The sequence below is a fragment of the Mesorhizobium sp. BHscii genome, from assembly GCF_053848065.1.
In genome coordinates this window covers 263932-287390 of the sequence record NZ_JBSPKW010000004.1, presented here as the reverse complement: position 1 = coordinate 287390, position 23459 = coordinate 263932, and the positions used below count along the sequence as shown (strand labels likewise).

At 62.1% G+C, this 23459-nt stretch carries 22 protein-coding genes and 1 pseudogene; 9 read left to right on the top strand and 14 right to left on the bottom strand.

Annotated elements, in window-relative coordinates; translation table 11 throughout:
• Positions 1-74 precede the first annotated feature (74 nt).
• The 6 genes from rbfA to ACWTU7_RS08610 all read left to right on the top strand — a co-directional run bounded on the left by rbfA (position 75) and on the right by ACWTU7_RS08610 (position 6725).
• Entirely contained in the window at positions 75-512 is a 438-nt protein-coding gene (rbfA, locus tag ACWTU7_RS08635; protein WP_455838377.1) for a 30S ribosome-binding factor RbfA, read from the top strand.
• Positions 512-1474, top strand: coding sequence for a tRNA pseudouridine(55) synthase TruB (truB, locus tag ACWTU7_RS08630; protein ID WP_455838378.1), 963 nt, complete (start codon positions 512-514; stop codon positions 1472-1474). Before rbfA ends, truB begins: the two co-directional genes overlap by 1 nt.
• A gap of 44 nt (positions 1475-1518) precedes the next feature.
• Positions 1519-2613, top strand: coding sequence for a magnesium/cobalt transporter CorA (corA, locus tag ACWTU7_RS08625; RefSeq protein ID WP_455838379.1), 1095 nt, complete (start codon positions 1519-1521; stop codon positions 2611-2613).
• 167 nt (positions 2614-2780) lie between these two features.
• Positions 2781-3065, top strand: coding sequence for a 30S ribosomal protein S15 (gene rpsO / locus ACWTU7_RS08620; RefSeq protein ID WP_407660271.1), 285 nt, complete (start codon positions 2781-2783; stop codon positions 3063-3065).
• 406 nt (positions 3066-3471) lie between these two features.
• Positions 3472-5619 carry a polyribonucleotide nucleotidyltransferase gene (pnp, locus tag ACWTU7_RS08615; RefSeq protein ID WP_095517017.1) on the top strand — a complete coding sequence of 716 codons (2148 nt, stop codon included), beginning with the start codon at positions 3472-3474 and terminating at the stop codon, positions 5617-5619.
• 92 nt (positions 5620-5711) lie between these two features.
• Complete coding sequence (locus tag ACWTU7_RS08610; protein WP_455838380.1) at positions 5712-6725, top strand: class I SAM-dependent methyltransferase; 1014 nt, start codon at positions 5712-5714, stop codon at positions 6723-6725.
• A 103-nt stretch (positions 6726-6828) separates the two neighbouring features.
• On the opposite strand, the gene fabI is transcribed toward ACWTU7_RS08610, so the two are convergent.
• From fabI to fabA, 3 genes are all read right to left on the bottom strand, one after another.
• Positions 6829-7641 carry an enoyl-ACP reductase FabI gene (gene fabI, locus ACWTU7_RS08605; protein ID WP_455838381.1) on the bottom strand — a complete coding sequence of 271 codons (813 nt, stop codon included), beginning with the start codon at positions 7639-7641 and terminating at the stop codon, positions 6829-6831.
• A 12-nt stretch (positions 7642-7653) separates the two neighbouring features.
• Complete coding sequence (gene fabB, locus ACWTU7_RS08600) at positions 7654-8874, bottom strand: beta-ketoacyl-ACP synthase I (RefSeq protein WP_455838382.1); 1221 nt, start codon at positions 8872-8874, stop codon at positions 7654-7656.
• Between the two features lie 118 nt (positions 8875-8992).
• A complete protein-coding gene (gene fabA, locus ACWTU7_RS08595; protein WP_023802127.1) occupies positions 8993-9511 on the bottom strand; it encodes a 3-hydroxyacyl-[acyl-carrier-protein] dehydratase FabA in 519 nt (172 codons plus the stop codon).
• 241 nt (positions 9512-9752) lie between these two features.
• On the opposite strand from fabA, the gene irrA reads away from it, so the two are divergent.
• A complete protein-coding gene (gene irrA, locus ACWTU7_RS08590) occupies positions 9753-10184 on the top strand; it encodes an iron response transcriptional regulator IrrA (protein WP_029356934.1) in 432 nt (143 codons plus the stop codon).
• A gap of 63 nt (positions 10185-10247) precedes the next feature.
• Here the strand turns inward: irrA and ACWTU7_RS08585 are convergent, their stop codons facing one another.
• A complete protein-coding gene (locus tag ACWTU7_RS08585) occupies positions 10248-10805 on the bottom strand; it encodes an SH3 domain-containing protein (RefSeq protein ID WP_029356932.1) in 558 nt (185 codons plus the stop codon).
• Positions 10806-10963: 158 nt separating this feature from the next.
• Here ACWTU7_RS08585 and ACWTU7_RS08580 point away from each other — a divergent pair, with 158 nt between their 5' ends.
• A complete protein-coding gene (locus ACWTU7_RS08580; protein ID WP_029356930.1) occupies positions 10964-11965 on the top strand; it encodes a 2-hydroxyacid dehydrogenase in 1002 nt (333 codons plus the stop codon).
• Between the two features lie 54 nt (positions 11966-12019).
• Here the strand turns inward: ACWTU7_RS08580 and ACWTU7_RS08575 are convergent, their stop codons facing one another.
• From ACWTU7_RS08575 to ACWTU7_RS08535, 9 genes are all read right to left on the bottom strand, one after another.
• Positions 12020-12502 (bottom strand): GNAT family N-acetyltransferase, encoded by a 483-nt coding sequence (locus tag ACWTU7_RS08575; protein ID WP_455838383.1) that lies wholly within the window; start codon positions 12500-12502, stop codon positions 12020-12022.
• A gap of 3 nt (positions 12503-12505) precedes the next feature.
• On the bottom strand, positions 12506-13261 hold the full coding sequence (locus tag ACWTU7_RS08570; RefSeq protein ID WP_455838384.1) for a molybdopterin-synthase adenylyltransferase MoeB: 756 nt from the start codon (positions 13259-13261) through the stop codon (positions 12506-12508).
• 120 nt (positions 13262-13381) lie between these two features.
• Positions 13382-14548 carry a DNA replication/repair protein RecF gene (gene recF / locus ACWTU7_RS08565; protein WP_065005877.1) on the bottom strand — a complete coding sequence of 389 codons (1167 nt, stop codon included), beginning with the start codon at positions 14546-14548 and terminating at the stop codon, positions 13382-13384.
• A gap of 25 nt (positions 14549-14573) precedes the next feature.
• Complete coding sequence (gene dnaN, locus ACWTU7_RS08560) at positions 14574-15692, bottom strand: DNA polymerase III subunit beta (protein ID WP_065005876.1); 1119 nt, start codon at positions 15690-15692, stop codon at positions 14574-14576.
• Positions 15693-15883: 191 nt separating this feature from the next.
• The gene (dnaA, locus tag ACWTU7_RS08555) at positions 15884-17356 is read right to left on the bottom strand and encodes a chromosomal replication initiator protein DnaA (protein ID WP_245316063.1); all 1473 of its coding nucleotides are present in this window, start codon (positions 17354-17356) and stop codon (positions 15884-15886) included.
• Between the two features lie 916 nt (positions 17357-18272).
• Positions 18273-18539 carry a 30S ribosomal protein S20 gene (gene rpsT / locus ACWTU7_RS08550; RefSeq protein WP_029356919.1) on the bottom strand — a complete coding sequence of 89 codons (267 nt, stop codon included), beginning with the start codon at positions 18537-18539 and terminating at the stop codon, positions 18273-18275.
• A 181-nt stretch (positions 18540-18720) separates the two neighbouring features.
• Positions 18721-19494 carry an enoyl-CoA hydratase gene (locus ACWTU7_RS08545; RefSeq protein WP_455838385.1) on the bottom strand — a complete coding sequence of 258 codons (774 nt, stop codon included), beginning with the start codon at positions 19492-19494 and terminating at the stop codon, positions 18721-18723.
• 101 nt (positions 19495-19595) lie between these two features.
• A complete protein-coding gene (mutM, locus tag ACWTU7_RS08540) occupies positions 19596-20504 on the bottom strand; it encodes a bifunctional DNA-formamidopyrimidine glycosylase/DNA-(apurinic or apyrimidinic site) lyase (RefSeq protein WP_029356917.1) in 909 nt (302 codons plus the stop codon).
• Positions 20497-21735, bottom strand: coding sequence for a phosphopentomutase (locus tag ACWTU7_RS08535; RefSeq protein WP_287335694.1), 1239 nt, complete (start codon positions 21733-21735; stop codon positions 20497-20499). Before ACWTU7_RS08535 ends, mutM begins: the two co-directional genes overlap by 8 nt.
• A gap of 154 nt (positions 21736-21889) precedes the next feature.
• On the opposite strand from ACWTU7_RS08535, the pseudogene ACWTU7_RS08530 reads away from it, so the two are divergent.
• Positions 21890-22878, top strand: a pseudogene (locus ACWTU7_RS08530) (phosphate/phosphite/phosphonate ABC transporter substrate-binding protein).
• On the opposite strand, the gene ACWTU7_RS08525 reads toward ACWTU7_RS08530, so the two are convergent.
• Positions 22830-23450: a TadE/TadG family type IV pilus assembly protein gene (locus ACWTU7_RS08525; protein ID WP_287335695.1), complete on the bottom strand. Its 621-nt coding sequence runs from the start codon at positions 23448-23450 to the stop codon at positions 22830-22832. The pseudogene ACWTU7_RS08530 and the gene ACWTU7_RS08525 sit on opposite strands and share 49 nt — an antisense overlap.
• Positions 23451-23459 lie beyond the last annotated feature (9 nt).

Sequence of the window (23459 nt, the reverse complement as noted above, 5' to 3'; positions counted from 1 at the left end):
AGGCTGCCGCCCAAAGCATATGAGACATGCGGCGCGGTCCCATCCCGTGCCTCACGATTTCAGGATAGAGAAAAATGCCCCGTTCAACCACGTCAGGTCCATCCCAGCGCATGCTGCGCGTCGGCGAACAAGTGCGCCATGCGCTGTCCGAAACCTTGCAGCGTGGCGAGATCCTCGATCCGTTGATCGAGAACGCAGTGGTTTCGGTCTCGGAAGTGCGCATGTCGCCCGATCTGAAGATCGCTACCGCCTTCGTCTCGCCGCTCGGCGCTGGCGATGCCGATGCGGTGGTCGAGGCGCTCAACAAGCACGCGAAATTCGTGCGCGGCCGCGTTTCCGGCGCGCTTCGGCAGATGAAGTACATGCCCGAGTTCCGCTTCCGGCTCGACACCAGCTACGACAATTTCCAGAAGATCAACGAATTGCTGCACTCGCCCGAAGTGGCGCGCGATCTCGGCCCAGACGCCCAGATTGGCGACCAGAACAAAGGCAACTACAAGGACGAAAACTAGTGGCGCGTCGCGGCAAGAAGAAGGGTCGGCCGATCTCCGGCTGGCTAGTGCTGGACAAGCCGGTCGGCATGGGTTCGACCGAGGCTGTCTCCAAGATCAAATGGTTGTTCCAGGCGGAAAAGGCCGGCCATGCCGGCACGCTCGACCCGCTCGCTTCCGGCATGCTGCCGATTGCGCTCGGCGAAGCGACCAAGACGGTGCCCTATGTCCAGGATGGCGCCAAGGTCTACCGCTTCACAGTTGCCTGGGGTGAGGAGCGTTCGACCGATGACCTCGAAGGGCCGGTGACGAAAAGCTCCGACCAGCGTCCGGCTGAAGCCGATGTGCTTTTGCTGATGCCGAAATACACCGGCGTCATCATGCAGAAGCCGCCGCAGTTTTCGGCCATCAAGATCGCAGGCGAGCGCGCCTATGACCTTGCCCGCGACGGCGCGACGGTTGACATCCCGGCGCGGGAAGTCGAGATCGGCGGTCTCGACCTGATCGAGCACCATGCTGATCGCACCATTTTCGAGGTCGAATGCGGCAAGGGCACCTATGTGCGCTCGCTGGCCCGCGACATGGGCCGCGACCTCGGCTGTTTCGGTCACATCGCCGAACTGCGCCGAATCGAAGTCGAGCCGTTCACGCAGGAAGACTTCGTCACCATCGCCGAGCTGGAAACCGCGCGCTTCGGCGAGCAGGGCGATGACCGTTCGGATTCAGCGGACACGGTGCCGGTCGATTTCGACGCCATCGACGCGCTTCTGGTCGACACATCAGCCGCGCTCGACTGCCTGCCGCAGATCGCGATCAGCGACGACGCTGCAACAAAAATCCGCCTCGGCAATCCGGTCATCATCCGTGGCCGCGACGCGCCAGTGGAAGCCGAGGAAGCCTGCGCTACGGCGCGCGGCAAGCTGGTCGCCATCGGCGCCATCGAGCAAGGCATGTTCAAGCCGAAGCGGGTCTTTGCCGGGTGAGTCCCGTCGTCTAATCTCGATCAGACGCAGCATCCGAGGGGCACATGGCAAAGGCCGAGACAATCAAGAAGCGGGCGCCGGTGACTGCAAGGCGGCCGCCGGTCGGCGCATCACCCGGCACACTGATCGCCGACCCGGCGGCGCGGCGCAGCGAACTGCGACTGACACTGATGTCGCCCGACAAATTCGAGACAATCGAAAATGCCAGCATCGACGACGTCAACGCTCATTGCCACGCATGGCCGGTCATTTGGCTCGATTGCACCGGTCTCGCCAACATCCCGCTGATCGAGGAGATCGGCCGGATTTTCAGCCTGCATCCGCTGGCGCTGGAAGACGTCGTCAACACCGGCCAGAGGCCGAAGGTGGATTTCTTTGAGGACCATGCCTTCGTCGTCGTCAGGATGATCGACGACGTCACCGCGCATCGTTACGAGCAGATCGCGGTCTTCTTCGGCAGGAACTTCGTCGTCACCTTTCAGGAGCGCGAAGGCGATCCGTTCGATCCCGTGCGCAAGCGCATCGAAAGCTCGACGCCCAACCGGCTGCGCGCACGCGACGCTGACTATCTCGCCTATGCGCTGATCGATGCCATTGTCGACAGCTATTTCCCGCCGATCGAGACTGCCGGCGAATTGGTCGACAGCATCGAGGACCAGATGCTGCTCGCGGCGGACAAGCACCAGATGCGGCGGCTTCACGAATTGCGGCGCGACGCCAATGTGCTGAAGGGGGTACTTTGGCCGATGCGCGATGCGCTGGCGACGCTGATCCGCAACGACGTGTCCTACGTGAGGCCCGAGACCAAGATCTTCCTGAACGACACGCTCGATCACTCGCTTCGGCTCATCGAACTGGTCGAGACCCAGCGCGACATGCTGACCGGTCTGATCGAGATGCATGTCTCGCTGAGCCAGGCACGCACCAGTGATGTCATCAGCTATCTGACGATCGTCTCGGTGATCTTCATCCCGCTCACCTTTCTCGCTGGCGTGTGGGGCATGAACTTCGATCCCGAAACCTCGCCATGGAACATGCCGGAGTTGAAGGCACAATACGGCTATCCGGCGGCGCTCGTGTTCATGGCCGTTGTCGCGCTCGGGCTTGTCGCTTTCTTCAGATGGAAGAAGTGGCTTTAGCCGAAGGGAAATCTTCGTTTATGCAGCAAAAAGCCGGCTTGTGAATTGGGCTGGTGTTTTTGCCTGAATTGCACTATATGCGCCGCAGCATCGTGCAATGACACCTTGCTTGTACCGGCCCCTGCTGGACGACATCCCGGCCGAGGGCGTCCCGTTTCCTCAAACAGATAAGGAAAAACACGATGTCGATTACTGCCGAGCGCAAGAAGGAATTGATGGGTGAATTCGCAACCGCCAAGGGCGATACCGGGTCTCCGGAAGTCCAGGTGGCCATCCTTTCCGAGCGCATCAAGAACCTGACCGACCATTTCAAGGACCACAAGAAGGATAACCATTCCCGCCGTGGTCTGCTCGCTCTCGTGTCCCAGCGCCGCAGCCTGCTTGATTATCTCAAGCGCAAGGATGACGCGCGCTATCAGACGCTGATCGAGAAGCTCGGTCTGCGCCGTTGACCAATTGGCCGGCGGGTTCTTTCGAGAGCCCGCCGGTCGCGCATTGGAGCAATCCATTGCTCTAATGAAGAAAGTAGAGCGCCGCGCATCGATTTGGACGCGCAAATAGGACGCTCTGAAACTTTGAATTTGTGCAAGGCATTTCCGAGAGCCGCGGTTTTCGGGGCCACGCGCAAGGTCAGTCGAATCGACTGGCCAGACCCGGTTTCGAGATAGCACAGGGCCATTCGAAACCGCCCATGGACGGTCATGGGGCAGGATTGCAGGACGCTCGCCCGGCAGCCGCGCCGGATTTACCCGAGCTTCCCGTTGTCTTGCCCGTGGCTGCCCGAGAAACGAAGCCAAGGGAAAGGGGCACTCGCGCACGTGAAACGGCGCGGCCCTTTCCGCATATGAAGGACAAGACATGTTCAATCACCACAAAGTGGAAATCGAATGGGGCGGCCGTCCGCTCATCCTCGAAACCGGCAAGATTGCGCGCCAGGCTGACGGCGCGGTGCTCGCCACCTACGGCGAAACCAAGGTTCTCGCCACCGTTGTTTCGATGAAGGAGCCGAAGCCCGGCCTCGATTTCTTCCCGCTAACCGTCAACTACCAGGAAAAGACCTATGCCGCCGGCAAGATCCCGGGCGGCTATTTCAAGCGCGAAGGCCGCCCGAGCGAAAAGGAAACGCTGGTCTCCCGTCTCATAGACCGTCCGATCCGGCCGCTCTTCGCTGACGGTTACAAGAACGACACGCAGATCGTTGTCACCGTCGTCCAGCATGATCTCGAAAACGATCCGGATATCCTGTCGATCGTCGCCACCTCGGCGGCCTTGACGCTGTCCGGCGTCCCCTTCATGGGCCCGATCGGCGGCGCCCGCGTCGGCTACATCAACGGCGAATACGTGCTCAATCCCCATGTCGACGAGATGCAGGAATCTAAGCTTGACCTGATCGTTGCCGGCACCTCTGACGCCGTGCTGATGGTCGAGTCCGAAGCCAAGGAGCTCGGCGAGGATCTGATGCTCGGCGCCGTCATGTTCGGCCATCGCGGCTTCCAGCCGGTGATCGACGCAATCATCAAGCTGGCCGAGGTCGCCGCCAAGGACCCGCGCGATTTCACCGCGCCAGACTATTCGGCGCTTGAAGCCGAGATGCTGAAGATCGTCGAAGGCGAGCTTCGCGACGCCTACAAGATCACCGACAAACAGAAGCGTTATGCCGCCGTGGACGCCGTCAAGGCGAAGGTCAAGGCTGCGTTCGCACCCGCAGAAGGCGAAGAAGCAAAATACACGTCCGAGCAGATCGGCACCGTGTTCAAGGAGCTCCAGGCCAAGGTTGTGCGCTGGAACATCCTCGACACCGGTTCGCGCATCGACGGCCGCGATCTGAAGACGGTCCGCAAGATCGTCTCCGAAGTCGGCGTCCTGCCGCGTACCCATGGCTCGGCGCTGTTCACCCGCGGCGAGACCCAGGCGCTGGTCGTCGCCACGCTCGGCACCGGCGAAGACGAGCAGTACGTCGATTCGCTGACCGGCATGTATAAGGAGAAGTTCCTCCTTCACTACAACTTCCCTCCCTATTCGGTCGGCGAAACCGGTCGCATGGGTTCGCCCGGCCGCCGCGAAATCGGCCACGGCAAGCTGGCTTGGCGCGCGATCCGCCCGATGCTGCCGACATCAGACCAGTTCCCCTACACGCTGCGCGTCGTCTCGGAGATCACCGAGTCCAACGGTTCGTCGTCGATGGCCACCGTCTGTGGCACCTCGCTGGCGCTGATGGATGCCGGCGTGCCGCTGGCCAAGCCGGTCGCCGGCATTGCCATGGGTCTGATCAAGGAAGGCGAGCGCTTCGCGGTGCTCTCCGACATTCTCGGCGACGAGGATCATCTCGGCGACATGGACTTCAAGGTTGCCGGCACCGCCAACGGCATCACCTCGCTGCAGATGGACATCAAGATCGAAGGCATCACCGAGGAGATCATGAAGATCGCGCTGGACCAGGCCAAGGATGGCCGCCAGCATATCCTCGGCGAAATGGGCCATGCGCTCTCCGGCGCGCGTTCCGAACTCGGCGAATTCGCGCCGCGCATCGAGGTCATGCACATCCCGACCGACAAGATCCGCGACGTGATCGGCTCGGGCGGCAAGGTCATCCGCGAGATCGTCGAAAAGACCGGCGCCAAGATCAACATCGAGGACGACGGCACGGTCAAGATCGCTTCGTCCAACGCTAAGGAGATCGAGGCGGCCAAGAAGTGGATCCACACCATCGTCGCCGAGCCGGAAGTCGGCGAGATCTACGAGGGCACGGTCGTCAAGACCGCCGACTTCGGCGCTTTCGTCAACTTCTTCGGTCCGCGTGACGGCCTCGTCCACATCTCGCAGCTCGCCAATGACCGCGTCGCCAAGACTTCTGACGTCGTCAAGGAAGGCGACAAGGTCTGGGTCAAGCTGATGGGCTTCGACGAGCGCGGCAAGGTCCGCCTGTCGATGAAGGTCGTCGACCAGGCCACCGGCAAGGAAATCGCCCGCGACAAGAAGGCCGAAGGCGAAGAAGACGCCGCCTGAGCGATCTGACGGTACAATCGAAGCGGGCGCGCCGACAGGTCGCGCCCGTTTTCATTTTCACGACAAGCCCAGCTGCATTTCGAGGTCGAAGAATGTCCGCCGAGCCGCTGAAGACACTGTTCCATCCGTTCGAGGCCGAGGCTGTCTCCCTGCCGCGTAAGGGCGAGCGTGTCCTCTTTCTGGGCGCCGAACCGGGTTTCCGCCTGCCCGAAGGCTTCGATGCAGCACTGCATCTGGTGCAAGGCTTCCGCCCGCATTTTCGCGCGCTGCAGGGGGCGGGCTTCACGGTCACGCCGCGCCTGGAGGGCGAAGGTTTCGATGCGGCACTGGTGCTTGCCGGCCGTCATCGCGGGCAAAACGAACTGCGCATCGCCGAGGCGATAGAGCGTGTGAGGCCGGGCGGATCGATTGTCGTCGCCGGCGCCAAGGACGATGGCACTGCCAGCCTGCGCAAGCGCATCGACGAACTTGTGCCGCTCGATGGCCATTTGCCGAAGCATCACGGCATCGCCTTCTGGTTCCGTCGGCCGGCCAACGCCGCGGTAGCGGCAGCGCTTTGCGCCGCCAATCCAACCCTTCTGGTCGAGGGCCGTTTCCGCACCGCGCCAGGCATGTTCTCTTTCGACAAGATCGATGCAGGTTCTAGATTGCTGGTGGACAATCTGCCCGGCGACCTGCGTGGCAACATTGCCGATTTCTGCGCCGGCTGGGGCTATGTGGCGGCCGAGGTCGCCGCCCGCTCACCTGGCATATCGGCGCTCGATCTCTACGACGCCGAGTTCGATGCGCTGGAGGCGGCGAAAGGCAATATCGGCAATACAGCGGCGGAACCAAATTTCTTCTGGGTCGATCTTTTGAGCGAGCCGGTAGAGCGGCGCTATGACGCCATCGTCATGAACCCGCCCTTCCATCGCAGCCGGGCAGCCGAGCCGGAGATCGGCGCCGGCATGATCCGCGCCGCGGCAAAGGCGCTGAAGCCGGGTGGGCGGCTGTTCATGGTGGCGAACCGTCAGCTTCCCTACGAGCCGGTGCTGGCGGCCGCCTTCTCCAGCCATGCCGAGATCGCCCGCGATGGCCTGTTCAAGGTTCTCGCGGCGCGCCGCTGAACGCGGAGTTCAGTGCAGATCGCAGGCGCCGTTCGCGAATCTATGGCCGCGCTCTTCGACCAGTCTGCTTGCCGGCAAGGCCGCCGCATTTTTACGGGCCGAATTAATCTCGTACGTTGTCGGTCCGCTTCAACTCGTCGAGCGTCGGCATCGAGACGATGTGGTAGCCGGAATCGACATAGTGGATTTCGCCGGTGACGCCCGACGACAGGTCGGACAGGAGATAGAGGGCGGAGCCACCGACTTCGTCGATGGTCACTGTACGGCGCAGCGGCGAGTTGCGCTGCTGGTAGGAAAACATATGGCGTGCGTCGGAAATCCCGGCGCCGGCCAGCGTCCGCACCGGTCCCGCCGATATGCCGTTCACCCTGATGCCGCGTGGGCCGTAGTCGTTGGCAAGATAGCGGACGCTTGCTTCCAGCCCGGCCTTGGCCACGCCCATGACGTTGTAGTTCGGCATGACGCGGACGGAACCCGCATAGGTCAGCGTGATCATCGAGCCGTTGTCCTTCATCAGCCTGGCGGCATGACGGGCGACCTCGGTGAAGGAGTAGCAGGAGATGACCATGGTGCGGATGAAATTGTCGCGGCTGGTGTCGGCGTAGAGGCCCTTCAGCTCGTTCTTGTCGGAAAAGCCGATGGCATGGACGACGAAGTCCAGCCCGCCCCAGGCCTTGTCCAAGGTCTCGAAGGTAGCGGCAACCGATGCGCTGTCCTCGACATCGCAAGGGACGACCAGCGACGCGCCGAGCTTGTCGGCGAGCGGCTTGACCCGGCGCCCGAAGGCTTCGCCCTGATAGGTGAAGGCGAGTTCCGCCCCATGTTCGGACAGTTTCCGGGCGATGCCCCAGGCGATCGAATGGTCGTTGGCGACACCCATGACAAGCCCGCGCTTGCCCTTCATCAATCCGTCCATGGTCGGCAATCCTTATGCGGAATAGCGCTGGAAAATCAGCGTTGCGTTGGTGCCGCCGAAACCGAACGAATTGGACAAAACGGTGTCGATCCTGGCATCGTCGATGCGTTCACGCACGATCGGCATGCCTTCGAATTCCGGATCAAGCTGCTCGATATGGGCGCTCTCGCCGATGAAGCCGCCTTGCATCATCAGGATCGAGTAGATCGATTCCTGCACGCCGGCCGCACCCAGCGAATGGCCGGTCAGTGATTTCGTCGAGGTGATGAAAGGCATATTTTCGCCGAACACCTCGCGGATCGCGCCCATTTCCCTGGAGTCGCCGACCGGCGTTGAGGTGCCGTGCGTGTTGATGTAGTCGACCGGCGAAGAGACAGTCGCCAGCGCCTGCCGCATGCAGCGCACCGCACCCTCGCCCGAGGGCGCCACCATATCGTAGCCGTCGGAGGTCGCGCCATAGCCGACGACCTCGGCGTAGATCTTGGCGCCGCGCGCCTTGGCGTGCTCGAGCTCTTCCAGGACCAGCACGCCGGCGCCGCCGGCAATGACGAAGCCGTCGCGATCGACGTCATAGGCGCGCGAGGCGGCCGATGCCCGGTCGTTGAACTTGGAGGACATGGCGCCCATCGCGTCGAACAGATCCGACATCGTCCAGTCGAGATCCTCATGGCCGCCGGCGAAGACCATGTCCTGCTTGCCCCACTGGATAAGTTCGTAGCCATTGCCGATGCAATGCGCCGATGTCGAGCAGGCCGAAGAGATCGAATAATTGACGCCGTGGATCTTGAACCAGGTGGCGAGTGTCGCCGAAGCGGTCGACGACATCGCCTTCGGCACGGCGAACGGGCCGATGCGCTTGGGGCTGCCGTTCTTGAGCGTGGTTTCGGCGGCCTCGACGATGGTTCGGGTCGATGGTCCGCCCGATCCCATAACAATGCCGGTGCGCTCATTGGTGATGTCGTTCTCACCAAGTCCAGCGTCCACGATAGCCTGGTCCATGGCGACATGGTTCCAAGCCGCACCTTGCGACAGGAAGCGCATGGCGCGACGATCGATGAGCGCAGAGGGGTCGAGCGTCGGCGCCCCCCAGACCTGGCAGCGGAAGCCGTGTTCGGCGAAGGAATTGGAGAAGCTGATGCCGGATCTGGCATCGTGGAGCGAGGCCTGCACCTCGTTGGCATTGTTGCCGATCGACGACACGATGCCGAGGCCTGTAACTACGACCCGTCTCATTCGCAACTCCTTCCAGCGCATGAGCCCGAAACCTGTCGGACAAGGATCATGCGCAAATTAAAGTTCTGCAGCTTCCTTTTGCGCGTCCCAGGGACTCGCGGCGCTGTGGAGGCGCCGGTCAGGCGGCGGCCGATTGCTTGGACAGACCCACCTTGAGATCCGTTGCTGCGTATATGGGTTCGCCATCCGCCTTCAGCCAGCCATCGGCGATACCAAGCACCAACCGCCCGCGCATCACGCGCTTGAAGTCCACGCCATATTCCACCTTCTTGACCGACGGCGTCACCATGCCTTTGAATTTCACCTCGCCGGTCGAGAGCGCCATCCCCTTGCCCGGCTCACCGAGCCAGCCGAGGTAGAATCCCGTCAATTGCCACATGGCGTCGAGGCCCAGGCATCCCGGCATGATCGGATTGCCGATGAAATGGCAGGCGAAGAACCACAGGTCCGGCTTGATGTCGAATTCCGCGCGGATGAAACCCTTGTCGAAGGCACCGCCCGTCTCGCTGATTTCGGTGATGCGGTCGAACATCAGCATCGGCGGATAGGGGAGCTGGGCGTTTCCAGGTCCGAACAGCTCGCCGCGGGCGCAGGCAAGCAGTTCTTCGTAATCGTAGCTGGATTTCGAAACCGCCATCAATCTCGTCCCCGTAATCGTCCGGGCGGTAGCGCGCCCTTGTCGTTGGTTTCCTAACACAATCTATTTCCGGCCGGAAACCGGCGTTTGCGCTTAACCTGCCCGTCTGCCTGGGTCAATGCGCGCTATTGATCGTATTCGGCCGACAGAATATATGTCGGGGGTGTCCAGTTTCGGTCGATGTTCGTTTTTTGCCATTCTGGGCATGTCTTGAGGCGAAACTGTGAGCTTGGACGGATAGATGGATCTGGGCTGCCGAAAGGAAAATGTCGCTGTGGACAAGCGGGTTCGCGAAGCTGGCCTGAGGCCGACGCGTCAGCGCATTGCGTTGGCCGATCTGCTTTTCGCCAAGGGCGACCGCCATCTGTCGGCTGAGGAACTGCACGAGGAGGCGATCGCCGCCGGCGTGCCGGTGTCGCTCGCCACCGTTTACAACGCCCTTCATCAATTCACCCAGGCGGGCCTTCTGCGCATCCTGGCCGTCGAGGGGTCGAAGACCTACTTCGACACCAACACCTCCGATCATCACCATTTCTACATTGAAGGCGAAAACAGGATCTTCGATATCGCCAGCGGTCCTGTCACGGTTTCCAACCTGCCGGAGCCGCCGGAAGGCATGGAGATCGCCAATGTCGACATCGTGGTGAGACTGCGCCCCAAACGCCGCGACTGATTGGCGCTTCATGAGGCCGTGAGATACCGTCTCGGCCGGGATCCCCGAACCGCCTAGAAGAGGTTAGTTCTTGACCCGTTCGCCTGGATAGGCGCCCCAGACAAGCGACTGGGCGAGCCAGCCGGTGTGGCCGTTGAAGGTCATCTCGCACCACTGGCCGTCACAGGACTTGATCGTGCCCATGGCGCCCGGCTCGATGATCGCGACGATGCTGGCATCCTTTTCCGGGTCGTCGAGAAGGTTGACTCGGGCATCTTTGCCCCGCTGCCAGGGTGCTACGATCGCCGTGCGGCGGCCTGAAAGCAGCGACTGGTTGATCCAGCCTTCCGAGCCGTCGGCATCGCGCACACGACGCCAGGTGTCGAATTCCTGGATGATCTCCATCGGCAGGCCGGGCTTCATATACATCCAGTCGACGGAATAGTTGACGCCTGGTCCGACGCGGGAGTTGACGCGGCCCGCTTTCAGGCTGACGAAACGCGGCAGCGGCAGGCCGCTCGGCCCGAGCGTTGCGCTCTGGGCGGGTGCTGCTGCATTCTGTGCCGCCACATGAGGGGAATAAAGGAGAGCGCCGAGAAATGCTGCGCTGAGGGCCAGGCGGAGCGACGCGAATCCAGACACTTTCATTCCTTTCGGCGCCGGCTCATCGGACTTGGCGCCCCTTTTTCTTTGTCTTCGGCGGAACCTCTTGTTACATGGAGAACTGGCACCGCGACCGGCCTGCAGTTTCGCCTGTCTTGGTTAAAGAGGTCTCAACGAGGTCGGGTTTCGAGGAAACAATGGTAGGCAGAAAAAGGCCCCTCGTCGTCATCACGCGCAAGCTGCCCGACCCGGTCGAGACCCGTATGCGTGAGCTGTTCGACGCCCGGCTGAATGTCGAAGACAGGCCGATGACGCAGCCGGAACTGGTCGCGGCGGTCAAGGAAGCCGACGTGCTGGTGCCGACCATAACCGATCATATCGACGCAGCGCTGATCGCTCAGGCTGGCGACAACCTCAAGCTGATCGCCAATTTCGGCAACGGCGTCGACAAGATCGATGTGGCGGCAGCAGCGAAGAAGGGCATTTCCGTCACCAACACGCCGAACGTGTTGACCGAGGATACGGCCGACATGACCATGGCGCTAATGCTGGCGGTGCCGCGGCGGCTGGCGGAAGGCGCCAATGTGCTGACCGGCGACAAGAAATGGGCCGGCTGGTCGCCGACCTGGATGCTCGGCCGACGTATCTGGGGCAAACGCCTCGGCATTGTAGGCATGGGCCGCATCGGCACCGCCGTCGCCCGGCGGGCCAAGGCCTTTGGCCTGTCGATCCACTATCACAACCGCCATCGCGTGCTGCCGGCGGTCGAGGATGAGCTGGAGGCGACCTACTGGGAAAGCCTCGACCAGATGCTTGCCCGCATGGACATCATATCGGTCAATTGTCCGTCGACGCCGGCGACCTTCCATCTGCTTTCGGCGCGGCGGCTGGCGCTTCTGCAACCGTCCGCTTACATCGTCAACACAGCGCGCGGCGACATCATCGACGAGGACTCTCTGGTCAAGCTGATCCAAGACGGCAAGATCGCCGGCGCCGGCCTCGATGTCTACGAGCATGAGCCGGCGCTGAACAGCAAATTGCTGAAGCTCGCGGCAAAGGGCAAGGTCGTGCTGTTGCCGCATATGGGGTCGGCGACGCTCGAAGGCCGGATCGACATGGGCGAGAAGGTGATCATCAACATCCGCGCCTTCTTCGATGGCCACCGGCCGCCGGATCGCGTACTGCCGCTGCGAACGTGACCGGCCACGATCGCGGCTCGTGCGACCGTCCGTTCATCTGAGGTTAGCAAAGGCTTACGAAATCACTTTGCGCATGGTGATCGAGGTCGGACGGTCGTAGCCCTTGTGCGCCGTGCTTTCCGTTTCGCGAAAGCCGAGGCGGGCAAAGACCGCGTGATTTCCGGTCAGTTCGATCCGCGTCTGAAGCACGATCGCAGGCTTGCCGCGGTTGCGGGCGAAATCCTCGACCGCTTGCATCAACTGCCTGCCAATGCCTTGTCCCTGAAAGCCCGGTTCAACCGCGAGCTTTCCGACATAGAAATCGTTGGCCCGCTCCAGAACAAAAACGCAGCCGACGATCCTGCCGTCCTTCAGCGCCGCAAAGCCCGTCTCTTGCCGGGCCTTGTCCCGAAGATTCTCGACCGTGAGCCGATGCGCCGAGGATGGTGGATCGATGAGGCCGTCCATCGAGGCGAAGGCGCGCATGATCAGCGCCAGCACCTCGTCCCAACGATCGAAATCGGCCGGAAGCTGCTCGGCGGAAACCAGGCTGCCCAAGATCTAGTTTCTCTTGTAGCGGATCGTGTCGAAGCGCGCGGTCAATGCATCGTAAAGCAGCAGCCGGCCGACCAGCGGCTCGCCGATGCCGGCGATCAGCTTGATCGTCTCCATCGCCTGCAGCGTCCCGATGACGCCGGTCAGCACGCCGAGTACGCCGGCGACGGCACAGGACGGTACCAGGCCCGCCGGCGGTGGATCCGGAAAAAGATCGCGATAATTTGGATTCGGGTTGCCGTCCGTGCCGGTCTCGAACGGTTTCAGCACCGTCACCGAGCCGTCGAAGCGGCCGACGGCGGCATGCACCAATGGTCGCTTTTCCGCGGCGCAGGCGTCGGCCACCGCATAACGTGTTTCGAAATTGTCGGAGCCGTCGACGACGATGTCATAGCGGGCGACGAGGTCAGGGGCGTTGTCCGCCGTCAGCCTGAGATTGTGCAGTTCCACGGCGACGTTGGGATTGATGCGGGCGATCGCCGTTTTGGCACTGTCGGTTTTCGCCATGCCGACAGCATCGGTGCCGTGGATCACCTGTCTTTGCAGGTTCGACAGTGAGACGCTGTCGTCGTCGACGATGCCGAGTGTGCCGACGCCGGCTGCGGCCAGATATTCGAGCACCGGCGCTCCGAGCCCGCCGGCGCCGATGACCAGGACCCGCGCCCGCTTCAGTCGCTGCTGGCCGGCGCCGCCGATTTCGGGCAGCACGATGTGGCGGGCGTAGCGTTCGAGTTCTTCGTCGGTTAGCGTGATGGTGATCATCGCCAGACCATATAGCGGAAGAAAAACCTTGTCAGGCGTCAATTCACGTCAGCCACAAAGCCTGCCCTCGGGCTTGGCCAGAGGGTGCGCAGCAGTCTTGGGATAACGATATCCAAGAAGTCAAATGGTTGGGCTAACCATGCCATGATCGACGGTCAGGAACTGCGCGCGTCCCTTGAGACTGGAAAACAGCGCCGCATCGGTTCCGGTCATGAAAGCCTGGCAGTTCAGCTCTTCGAGGATCGAGAACAGCGCGGCACGCCGGCCGCCGTCGAGATGGGCGGCGATCTCGTCGAGCAGCAGGATCGGCGTCATGCCCGACATCTCGCCGGTCAGCCGAGCATGCGACAGGACCATGCCGACCAGCAGCGCCTTCTGCTCGCCGGTCGAACACAGTTCGGCTGGCATCGCCTTGGGCCGGTGCCGCACTACGAGATCCGAACGGTGCGGGCCGTCGAGCGTGCGCCCGGCGGCGCGGTCGCGATCGCGGCCTTCGGCAAGCGCTTGGCGGAACCGCTCTTCGACATCGACAGCCGCGGTGGTGCCGACTTCGCTTTCCAACGTGCCCGACAGGCCGATGTCGGCTTGCGGAAACGGGCCGGCGCTTGGCAGCCTGTCGATCATGGCGGCGAGCAGGCGCACCAGTTCGGCACGCGCCGCGGCAATCGCTACACCGGTTTCGGCCATTTGCGTCTCGATCGCATCGAACCAGGCTCCGTCACGCGAGCCTTCGGCGAACAGCCGATTGCGGCCGCGCATCGCTTTTTCGTAGTCTAGCGCGCGCTGGCCGTGGCCCGGATCGATCGCCAGCACCTGCCGGTCGAGAAAGCGCCGGCGGTCTGCGGCCGGCCCGGTGAACAATGCATCCATTGCCGGTGTCAGCCAGACGACGCGCAGCCATTCCAGCATGTCCTCCGCCGAGCGCGCTGCCGCGCCATTGATCCGCACCCGCCGGCCGCCCTCGCCGGCGGCATCGCCGCCTGCAATGCCGGTGCCGATCTCGATCGGTCCGTCCGGCCCATCGAGCCGGACATGGATGGCAAAGCCGCCGTCCCCGCCTTCACGCGCCACGTCGGCATAAGGTGCACGGCGCAGGCCGCGACCCGGCGTCAGCAGGGAAATCGCTTCCAGCAGGTTGGTTTTGCCGGCGCCATTGTCACCGGAAAAAACCACGGCGCCGGGGTCGAGGTCGATCGACAATGTTGCGTAATTGCGGAAGTTCGTAAGTGACAGCTTACTTATATGAGTCTGCTGGTCGCGCTCAGACTGCTTCGCAACTCCGGTCATGACAGCAAGATTGCCTCGTTCGGGCCTATACCCGCATCGGCATCAGCACGTAGAGCGTGGTTTCGTCGGCCATGTCGTGGATCAGCGTCGGCGAACCGGCGTCCGCCAGCATGAATTTTGCCTCAGTGCCGGTCAACTGGGCGGCGACGTCGAGCAGATATTTGGCGTTAAAGCCGATTTCGATCGCGTCGGACGAATAGTCCGCGGCCAGTTCTTCTGTGGCGCTCCCCGAATCCGGATTGTTGACCGCAAGCGTGACCTGGCCTTCTCCAATCGAAAGCTTCACTGCCCGGCCGCGTTCCGACGAAATGGTCGAGACGCGATCGACGGCGGCGGCGAAACTCTGGCGGTCGATGATCAGCTTCTTGTCGTTGCCGGTCGGGATGACCCGCTGATAATCCGGGAAGGTGCCGTCGATCAGCTTCGAGGTCAAAACGACACTGCCGATGGTGAAACGGATCTTGGTGTCGGACAATTCGGTGGTCACGGCGACGTCCGGGTCATCGACAAGCTTTTGCAGCTCGCTGACCGTCTTGCGCGGAATGATGATGCCCGGCATGCCTTCGGATCCTGCCGGCGCGTCGATCTCGGCGCGCGCCAGCCGATGGCCGTCGGTCGCTACCGAGCGCAGCTTCAGCTTGCCGTCGGCGTCATGCGTGTGCAGGTAGATGCCGTTCAGGTAGTAACGCGTCTCTTCGGTGGAGATGGCAAATTGGGTCTTCTCGATCAGGCCCTTGAGCGCGACCGAATCGAGCCGGAAGATATGCGAGAACGATCCGGCCGAAAGCGCCGGGAAATCGGATTGCGGCAGACACTGGAGACGGAAGCTCGAGCGGCCCGACGTCACCGTCATGGCGTTGCCGTCCTCGTCGGTCTTCAGCATGACCTCCGCGCCGTCGGCGAGCTTGCGCACGATGTCGTAGAGCAGATGCGCCGGAACCGTCGTCGCCCCGCCGCGCTCCACCTTGGCGGGCGTGGCTTCGGTCACCTCCAGATCGAGGTCGGTCGCCTTCATTTCGAGGGTGGCGCCTTCGGCGCTCAGCAGCACGTTCGACAGGATCGGTATGGTATTGCGCCGCTCGACCACGCGATGAACGTGGTTGAGCGACTTCAGGAGATTTGACCGTTCCAGGATAACACGCATGACGAAACAGGCTCGCTTGAACGAATGAGCGGGTCTCCGGGAAGCGGCAACCCGCGAAAGGTCTGAACAGGCTCAGAAACTGACAGGAAAAAACCCGTAAACGCAAGCCCGCGCTACCGGTTCGGACCGGTTACTCGGGCTTTCTGGGGATAAAACTGGCGAAGTCCGCTAGCCGGCGTTTTTCGGGCCGGTTAGGCCTGATCGTTGATCAGTCTTCTCAGCAATTCGAGCTCCTGCGCCAGCGTGTTGTCGACGCCTGAAAGATCCTCGATCTTGCGCACGGCATGCAGCACCGTCGTGTGGTCGCGGCCACCGAAACGCCGTCCGATCTCCGGCAAGGAGCGCGGTGTCATCACCTTGGACAGGTACATGGCGACCTGCCGCGGCTTGACGATCGTACGCGTGCGCCGGTTGGACAGAAGTTCTGTCTTCGACACATTGTAGTGGCGCGCGACGATGCGCTGGATGTCCTCGATTCGCACCCGCTTCGGCTCGCCCGAACGATAGATGTGGCCGAGGATCTCGTCGATGCGGTCGATGGTGATCTGCGGTTCGAACGACTGGCGAAACAGAAGCTGGTTGAATGCACCTTCGAGTTCGCGCCCGCTGCCGGTCACCGTGCGAGCGACATGGTTGAGGATCTCGTCCGAGATGTCGAGCGACGCATCATCGGCCTTGGCGGTGGCAAGGCGCAGCTTGAGCATGCCGATGCGCATGGCGAAATCCGGCGCCGACATTTCGAGCGCGACGCCGCCGTTGAGGCGGGAGCGGACGCGAGGCTCCAGCGATTCCAGTTCCGACGGCGGCCGGTCGGCCGCGACCACCACCTGCTTGGCGCTGTCGAGCAGCATGTTGATCAGATGGCAGAATTCATGCTGGATCGACTTGCCTTGCAGGAACTGCATGTCGTCGATGATGAGAAGATCGATGTCGCGCAGCTGTTCCTTCAGCGTCAGCGCGTTGTTGTCGCGGATCGCGGTGGCAAACCGCCACATGAAATATTCGGCGGTGAGATAGACGACACGCGACTTCGGATTCTGCTTCAGCGATTCCGCCGCGATCGCCTGCAGCAGGTGAGTCTTGCCCAGCCCCACCGTCGCGTGAAGAAACAGCGGATTGAAGCGCACCGCGCTCGACTGCGATTCCGCCACCGCTTTGGCGGCGGCGAAGGCCACCCGGTTTGAGGGTCCCTCGATGAAGGAGCCGAACGTGTAGCGCGGGTCTAGCGGCGAACCGAGCACATTGTGCCGGAACTCGGTCTCTGCAGGCGTTCCCGGGCGAGGTGCCGGTACCCGCTCCAGCCTGCCGGGGCTCGCTGTTCCCGCGGCCAGCGCCGTTTGCGCTTGCCTGGTCATCTTGCGCGCCGGGGCCACTTCGGGCTCGACGCCGTTGCGCCCCGGGCGGGTAGCGGTGCGCACGACGATCTCGATCTTGAGGATTTCAGGATCCTCGTGTTTCCACAGCTCGGCGATGAGGTCGAGATAGTGGCCGTTGATCCACGAGCGCAGGAAGGCGGTGGGAACCGAGATGCGGACAATGCCCCGGGACGCCTCGGCGACCTTCATGCGTCCGAACCAGCTCGAATAGACTTCGGTTCCAAGACGCGCCTTCAACTGGGCCTTCACCCGGTCGAACTTTTGTTCCGCGTCGATGGAAGCCGACATATCGTCCCCTTCGGTTAAGGTTCCAGGGAATGGGAGGTCGCCCGTAAGCTCCCTTTCGATGCCGCTCTGCATGATCGAGTTCCTTGTCCTTTTGTACCTTTTCCGCCGGGAATGCGCCTCCTGCATCCATGTTTCCGGCGACCGTGTCCTCGCTGCGACACAATCGCCGCCGCCGGCAGATGATGTCGCCTCATTGTCAGGGAACCGGCGCCGCCTCATCAGAGCCAGCCCGCTTTGGTCATGTCAGGGCATACAACTCCCTCCGGCGAAAACGCCGGCGCGTTATTGATCTGCCATGTACAATTACGCCAATCCCCTACCGTATCGAAAAGACAAACCAAGCCCGTACGCGGAAATGATCCACGTCACGAATTCTGCCATTTTTTGCTGGCCGATTCAGGCTGGGTTAAGGGCCAACGGCCCGTCCCTCTCGATAGACCGACATTAACGAAATCGCTGTGGATAGGGCAAGGCCACGCCTAACGGATTTTTAAGGAATGTGGTTAGCGCAGACGGGTTCGGAGCCTGCGTTGCACTGGCATGTTTTGACAAAGCCATTGTGATTCAAACCCTTTTCCGGCGAATATGAAAAAGGCCGCATCGCGCGAAATTTTCTGAAATAATTTTCTTGACAGGCAAATGTTCCCCATCCCCCGCGCCCGATGTGAACAAGCTGTGGATGACCGTCAATAACTTATTGAAAAATATAGCTGATTTTTGACAGCCGATATCTTCGCCGTGAACGCTTTCAGCGGCTGCGCCTATCAGCAGGCATGTATATGCCGGCAAAGCATTTCGAACATTGAAATCGTGCGGAGTGTCCGTTTGCGAGATTTCTTTTTAAGTACTTGCCGGCAAACGAAAAAACCCGGCACGAGCGGCCGGGCTTGAAGAGGACAAGATCAGTACAGGTATATTAGGCCGACAGCACCTTGAGTCGCTGCGCCAGGCGCGAGACCTTGCGGGACGCCGTATTCTTGTGCACCACGCCCTTGGTCGCGGCGCGCATCAATTCCGGTTCCGCCACCTTGAAAGCAGCCTGCGCGGCAGCCTTATCGCCCGAGGCGAGCGCCTCTTCGACCTGGCGGATGTAGGTCCGCACGCGCGAGCGGCGGTTCTTGTTGATCGCCGTGCGACGGGCGATCTTGCGCGTTGCCTTTTTGGCCGAGGAGGTATTGGCCATGATGCCTCTCTTCTGATCTGGTGGGCGCATGCGGGATGCCGCAGGGCGCAAAAACAAACGGGCAGCCACAGGGCCGCCTCGGTTGGTGCGGCTTATAGTTCAGCTTTTCCGGCGCGTCAACGCTGCTTCGCCTTCTTTTTGGCCGCTGCTGTCGCTCGCTTCTGGCCGCTGTCGTCACGATCTATCGGTTCGTGAAATTTGGCTTCCGCTTCTCGGCAAAGGCCGCCATGCCTTCCTTCTGGTCATCGAGCGCAAACAGCGAGTGAAACAGCCGGCGCTCGAACCGCAGCCCTTCGGCCAGTGTCGTTTCATAGGCGCGGTTGACGGCCTCTTTCGCCATCATCACCGACGGCAGCGAAAAATCGGCTATCTTGGCCGCCGCCTTCAACGCCTCCTCGAGCAGCTCGACGGCGGGCACCACACGCGACACCAGACCGCAACGCTCGGCTTCCGCCGCATCCATCATCCGTCCGGTCAGGCACATGTCCATCGCCTTCGATTTGCCGACGAAGCGGGTGAGGCGCTGCGATCCGCCCATGCCCGGCATGACGCCGAGCGTGATCTCGGGCTGGCCGAACTTGGCGTTGTCGGCGGCGATGATGAAATCGCACATCATCGCCAGTTCGCAGCCGCCGCCGAGCGCATAGCCGGCCACCGCCGCGATAACAGGCTTGCGCGCCCGGGTGAACTCTTCCCAGCCGACAAAGAAGTCCTGCACATAAGCGTCGACAAAGGAGATCGCCTGCATTTCCTTGATGTCCGCACCTGCCGCGAAGGCTTTTTCGGAGCCGGTGATGACCATCGCGGCTATGTCGGCATTCGCGCAGAAGCCATTCACGGCCGCTACCATTTCCGCCAGGACCTGTGAGTTCAGCGCATTGAGCGCCTTCGGCCGGTTCAGCGTGATCAGCCCGACCTTGCCGCGGGTTTCTACGATGATCGTTTCATAGGCCATGACTGTATCTCCTCACTCGGTCATCCAACTTACATCTGGCGTCCAGCTCATACTCGGCATCTAGGTCTCACCGGGCACCTAGCTCACACCCGGCACCTAGCTCACAACTGACAGGTCCGGCAATAGAAGGTGGAACGCCCGCTTTGCACGATGCGCTCTATATGGCCGCCGCAGCCGTGCTTGGAGCAGGGTTCGCCCTCGCGATCGTAGACCGCGAACGAATGCTGGAAATAGCCCAGAGACCCGTCGGTCTGCATATAGTCGCGCAACGACGATCCGCCGGCGGCGATCGCGTCGGCGATCACCGCGCGGATGGCTTCGGCCAGGGCGTCGCGCTGCTGTTTGGCCTTCTTTCCAGGATTTGCGATGGTGCCCGCCTCGCGCAACGGCGACAGACCGGCGCGCCACAGGGCCTCCGACACATAGATATTGCCGAGCCCGGCGATCAGCCGCTGATCGAGAAGTGCTGCCTTCAGCGGCGACTTCCGGCCTTTCAGCAGCGAGGCGACCAACTCGCCGTCCAACGCATTGCCTGTCGGCTCGACGCCCAGCCCCGCGAGCATCGGATGCGTGTCGGGTGCCCCTTCGGAAAACAGCATGAAGCCGAAACGGCGCGGATCGTTGAAGGTCACGCGGGACCGGGCGCCTTCGGGAGAGACGATATGGAAGACGACATGGTCGTGTACCGCGCTTTTCGAGCGCTCGTGATAAAACGCGCCCAACATTTCGCTGCTATCGGGCATTTCGCTGTCATCGGACGTTTCGATGCGGAACGAACCCGACATGCCGAGATGGCAGATCAGCACCGGACCGCCTTTCAGATGCATCGTCAGGTATTTGGCCCGGCGGCCGAGCGCTGTAATTGTCTTGCCGGTCAGCCTCTCCAAGAATTTTTCGGGAAACGGAAAGCGCAGGTCGGGCCGGCGTGCCTCGACGCGGGCGATACGGGCGCCTTCCAGAACCGGCTGCAGGCCCCGCCGGACGGTTTCGACCTCAGGCAACTCAGGCATGGCCGCCTATCGTTGCATAGAAGGAGGTGCCGTAACGGCCGCGTGCCAGCCCAAGATGCTCGGCGACGGTTTCACCGATGTCGGCGAACGTCGTTCTGAGCCCAATGTCGCCGCCAAAACCTGGTCCCGTGCCGATCACCGGAATGCGTTCGCGTGTATGATCGGTGCCGTGCCAGGTCGGATCGTTGCCATGGTCTGCCGTGAGGATGAGAAGGTCGCCTTGCCTCAGCCGTGCAAGCGCCTCCGGCAACCGCCGGTCGAAGGCCTCGAGCGCGGCGGCATAGCCGGCAACATCGCGCCGATGGCCGAACTCTGTGTCGAAATCGACGAAATTGGCGAAGACGAGATCGCCGTCGCCCGCGTCAGCCATCGCGCCGAGCGCCTTGTCGAACATCGCCATGTTGCCGGCGGCCTTGCGCACTTCCGAAATGCCGCGATGGGCGAAGATGTCGCCGATCTTGCCGACCGCGATGACCCGGCTGCCGCGCGCCGTCAACCGGTCGAGCAGGGTCGGTTCAGGCGGCGGCACCGAATAGTCCCGGCGGTTGTGCGTCCGTTCGAAGCTGGCGGCGGTTTCCCCAATGAAGGGCCGCGCGATCACCCGTCCGATGTTCAGCGGATCGACCAGCCTGCGCACCACCTTGCAGAATTCGTAGAGCCGTTCCAGGCCGAAGTGAACTTCATGCGCGGCGATCTGCAGGACGGAGTCGACCGAAGTGTAGCAGATCGGCTTGCCGGTGCGGATATGCTCCTCCCCGAAACGCTCGATGATCTCGGTGCCCGGGGCATGGCAATTGCCGAGAATGCCCGGCACCTCTCCTTCGCGGATGATCGCTTCGGTCAGTTCGGCTGGAAAGGCGGGAACCGTGTCCGGGAAATAGCCCCAGTCGAAGCGAACCGGCAAGGCGGCGATTTCCCAATGGCCCGATGGCGTGTCCTTGCCGCTCGAAATCTCCTGCGCCGCGCCATGGAAGGCGGAGGCGAGATGGGCCTCGCCGCCGCTGTCGATGCTGAATCCTGTCGCGGATTTCGCGGCGTGGCCCAGGCCGAGCGAGAGCATGTTGGGTACGAAAAGCGGGCCTTTGCGCAGCCCGTCGCGATCCGCCCGGCCTTCGGCGCAGGCTCTAGCGACGTGTCCGAACGTGTTGGAACCGGTGTCGCCATAGCGCTCAGCGTCGGCCGCGCCGCCGATGCCGAAGGAATCGAGAACAAAAAGGAAGGCGCGTGCCATTGCAGGGATTCATTATTATCGTTTCTCTGTCCGCCCAGACATAGGGGGCCGCGCCGCCATTGGCAATTCGGAAGCAGACGGCCTGGCGCGATAGTTGACATGTGGCGAAATGCCGGCATCGGCGTGGATCGACGAAAACCAGCGGGGAGCTCACATGAGGCATGCCTTGAAGGCCTCCGCAGCCATCATGACGCTGCTGGGTGCGGCCTGGTCAAACCCGGTGCGCGCCGATTGGCGGGATGACATCGGCACGTTTCGCGTCGGCATCGTCGCCGAGCCCGGCGCCGGCAACACCGTTCCGGGTCTGGCGCTGTTGACGGACGCCTACACCAAGGCGCTCGGCATGAAGGTGGAGTTTCCCGCGACTACGCGGCGCTGATCGAGGCGCAAGCCAACGCCCACATCGAATATGCGGACTTTTCGGCGACCGCCTACACCATCGCATCCGAACGTTGCGAATGCGCCGAGCCTCTTGTGGCGCCTGTCGATTCCGACGGCGTTATCGGCATCCGATCCGTCTTGCTGACGCGGGACGGCAAGGTCCCAGATCTGGCCGCGATGGAGGCACATCGGGTCGCCATGGTGCCTCCGGACAGTGTCGGCGGTTCTCTTTTGCGGCTTGCCGAGCTGGCCGCCGAAGGCGTCAAGATCGCCAAGGATGCGCCATTTCTGACGTACGCCAATTCGGCTGCGGCGGCTGAAACGATGCTGGTCGATGGCGAGGCCGATGCCATCTTCGGCTGATGCCGGCGGTGGCCGATGGCCAGCCGGATGTTGCGGGCGGCACGGTCGCCAGGCTGGAAATGGCAGGGCTTTCGAAAGCAGCACTTCAGGTCGTGTGGACGTCCGGCCTGCTGCGGTATGGTCCCCATGCCGTCCGCAGCGATCTCGATCCCGAAGCCAAACGGCGGCTCACCGTCTTTCTCATCAATCTCAAATCGATGTCGCCGGATGTCTACGATCTTCTGGAATCGAAACATTCCGGCGGCTTCGCCGTCGCTGGCCCGAAGGACTACGCGATGGCTGCAGCCATCGTGCGCCTGGTGTCAGGTAACGGCCGATAGCAATGGCGGCCGGAGTCGGGCGCGGTCGTTTCAGCAGGTGCTGCAGGGAATCGTCGGGCTCCTGCGGGGCCTGAGATAATAGGTTTCGCCCATCGATATCGAGTCGAAAGCCGAACTCAATCCGAGCCGCTTCTCACTGTCCACCGACCAGGTGATGATCGGCTGGTATGCGAGATTACTTTCGACGCGAATGAGAAAGGTGCCCTTGATCTCGAGCGCCGGTGGAACCTTGGTGATGGAGTTTTTGGCGGTGGCGGCGCTGAAGGCGCTACCGACCATCTTGCGTGACCACACGACCAGCACCTTCGGCGTCGTTTCGTCCGTGACCTGTATTGCGGTGATGATGATTTCCGGGGTCGATCGGTTGTACGGCCGAAGGGTGGAGTTGCCGATCTGCATGATCGCATCGAGATCGGCTGCCGTGATGGTCTGCTGCTGGGTAACGAGATCCGCCACCATGCTGCCGATGCGACTGACCTTTTTGCTGGTCTCGATGGCTTGTGAGGCTTCCATGGTCATGAAGTACATGATCAGCAGGACGGGCACGATGAAGGCAAACTCAACGGCCGCGACACCGCGGCGATCGGAGCAGAACCGAATGGTTTTCGTGCATATCCCAGCGATCCTCACATGTGCCCCCGCACGCCCCATGCCTTCGTC

Coding starts and splice junctions, on each gene's coding strand:
- rbfA (WP_455838377.1), top strand. CDS start 75: ATGCCCCGTTCAACCACGTCAGGTCCATCCCAGCGCATGCTGCGCGTC.
- corA (WP_455838379.1), top strand. CDS start 1,519: ATGGCAAAGGCCGAGACAATCAAGAAGCGGGCGCCGGTGACTGCAAGG.
- pnp (WP_095517017.1), top strand. CDS start 3,472: ATGTTCAATCACCACAAAGTGGAAATCGAATGGGGCGGCCGTCCGCTC.
- ACWTU7_RS08610 (WP_455838380.1), top strand. CDS start 5,712: ATGTCCGCCGAGCCGCTGAAGACACTGTTCCATCCGTTCGAGGCCGAG.
- fabI (WP_455838381.1), bottom strand. CDS start 7,641: ATGGACGGATTGATGAAGGGCAAGCGCGGGCTTGTCATGGGTGTCGCC.
- fabB (WP_455838382.1), bottom strand. CDS start 8,874: ATGAGACGGGTCGTAGTTACAGGCCTCGGCATCGTGTCGTCGATCGGC.
- fabA (WP_023802127.1), bottom strand. CDS start 9,511: ATGGCGGTTTCGAAATCCAGCTACGATTACGAAGAACTGCTTGCCTGC.
- irrA (WP_029356934.1), top strand. CDS start 9,753: ATGGATCTGGGCTGCCGAAAGGAAAATGTCGCTGTGGACAAGCGGGTT.
- ACWTU7_RS08580 (WP_029356930.1), top strand. CDS start 10,964: ATGGTAGGCAGAAAAAGGCCCCTCGTCGTCATCACGCGCAAGCTGCCC.
- ACWTU7_RS08570 (WP_455838384.1), bottom strand. CDS start 13,261: ATGATCACCATCACGCTAACCGACGAAGAACTCGAACGCTACGCCCGC.
- recF (WP_065005877.1), bottom strand. CDS start 14,548: ATGACCGGAGTTGCGAAGCAGTCTGAGCGCGACCAGCAGACTCATATA.
- dnaN (WP_065005876.1), bottom strand. CDS start 15,692: ATGCGTGTTATCCTGGAACGGTCAAATCTCCTGAAGTCGCTCAACCAC.
- dnaA (WP_245316063.1), bottom strand. CDS start 17,356: ATGTCGGCTTCCATCGACGCGGAACAAAAGTTCGACCGGGTGAAGGCC.
- rpsT (WP_029356919.1), bottom strand. CDS start 18,539: ATGGCCAATACCTCCTCGGCCAAAAAGGCAACGCGCAAGATCGCCCGT.
- ACWTU7_RS08545 (WP_455838385.1), bottom strand. CDS start 19,494: ATGGCCTATGAAACGATCATCGTAGAAACCCGCGGCAAGGTCGGGCTG.
- mutM (WP_029356917.1), bottom strand. CDS start 20,504: ATGCCTGAGTTGCCTGAGGTCGAAACCGTCCGGCGGGGCCTGCAGCCG.
- ACWTU7_RS08535 (WP_287335694.1), bottom strand. CDS start 21,735: ATGGCACGCGCCTTCCTTTTTGTTCTCGATTCCTTCGGCATCGGCGGC.
- ACWTU7_RS08525 (WP_287335695.1), bottom strand. CDS start 23,450: ATGGGGCGTGCGGGGGCACATGTGAGGATCGCTGGGATATGCACGAAA.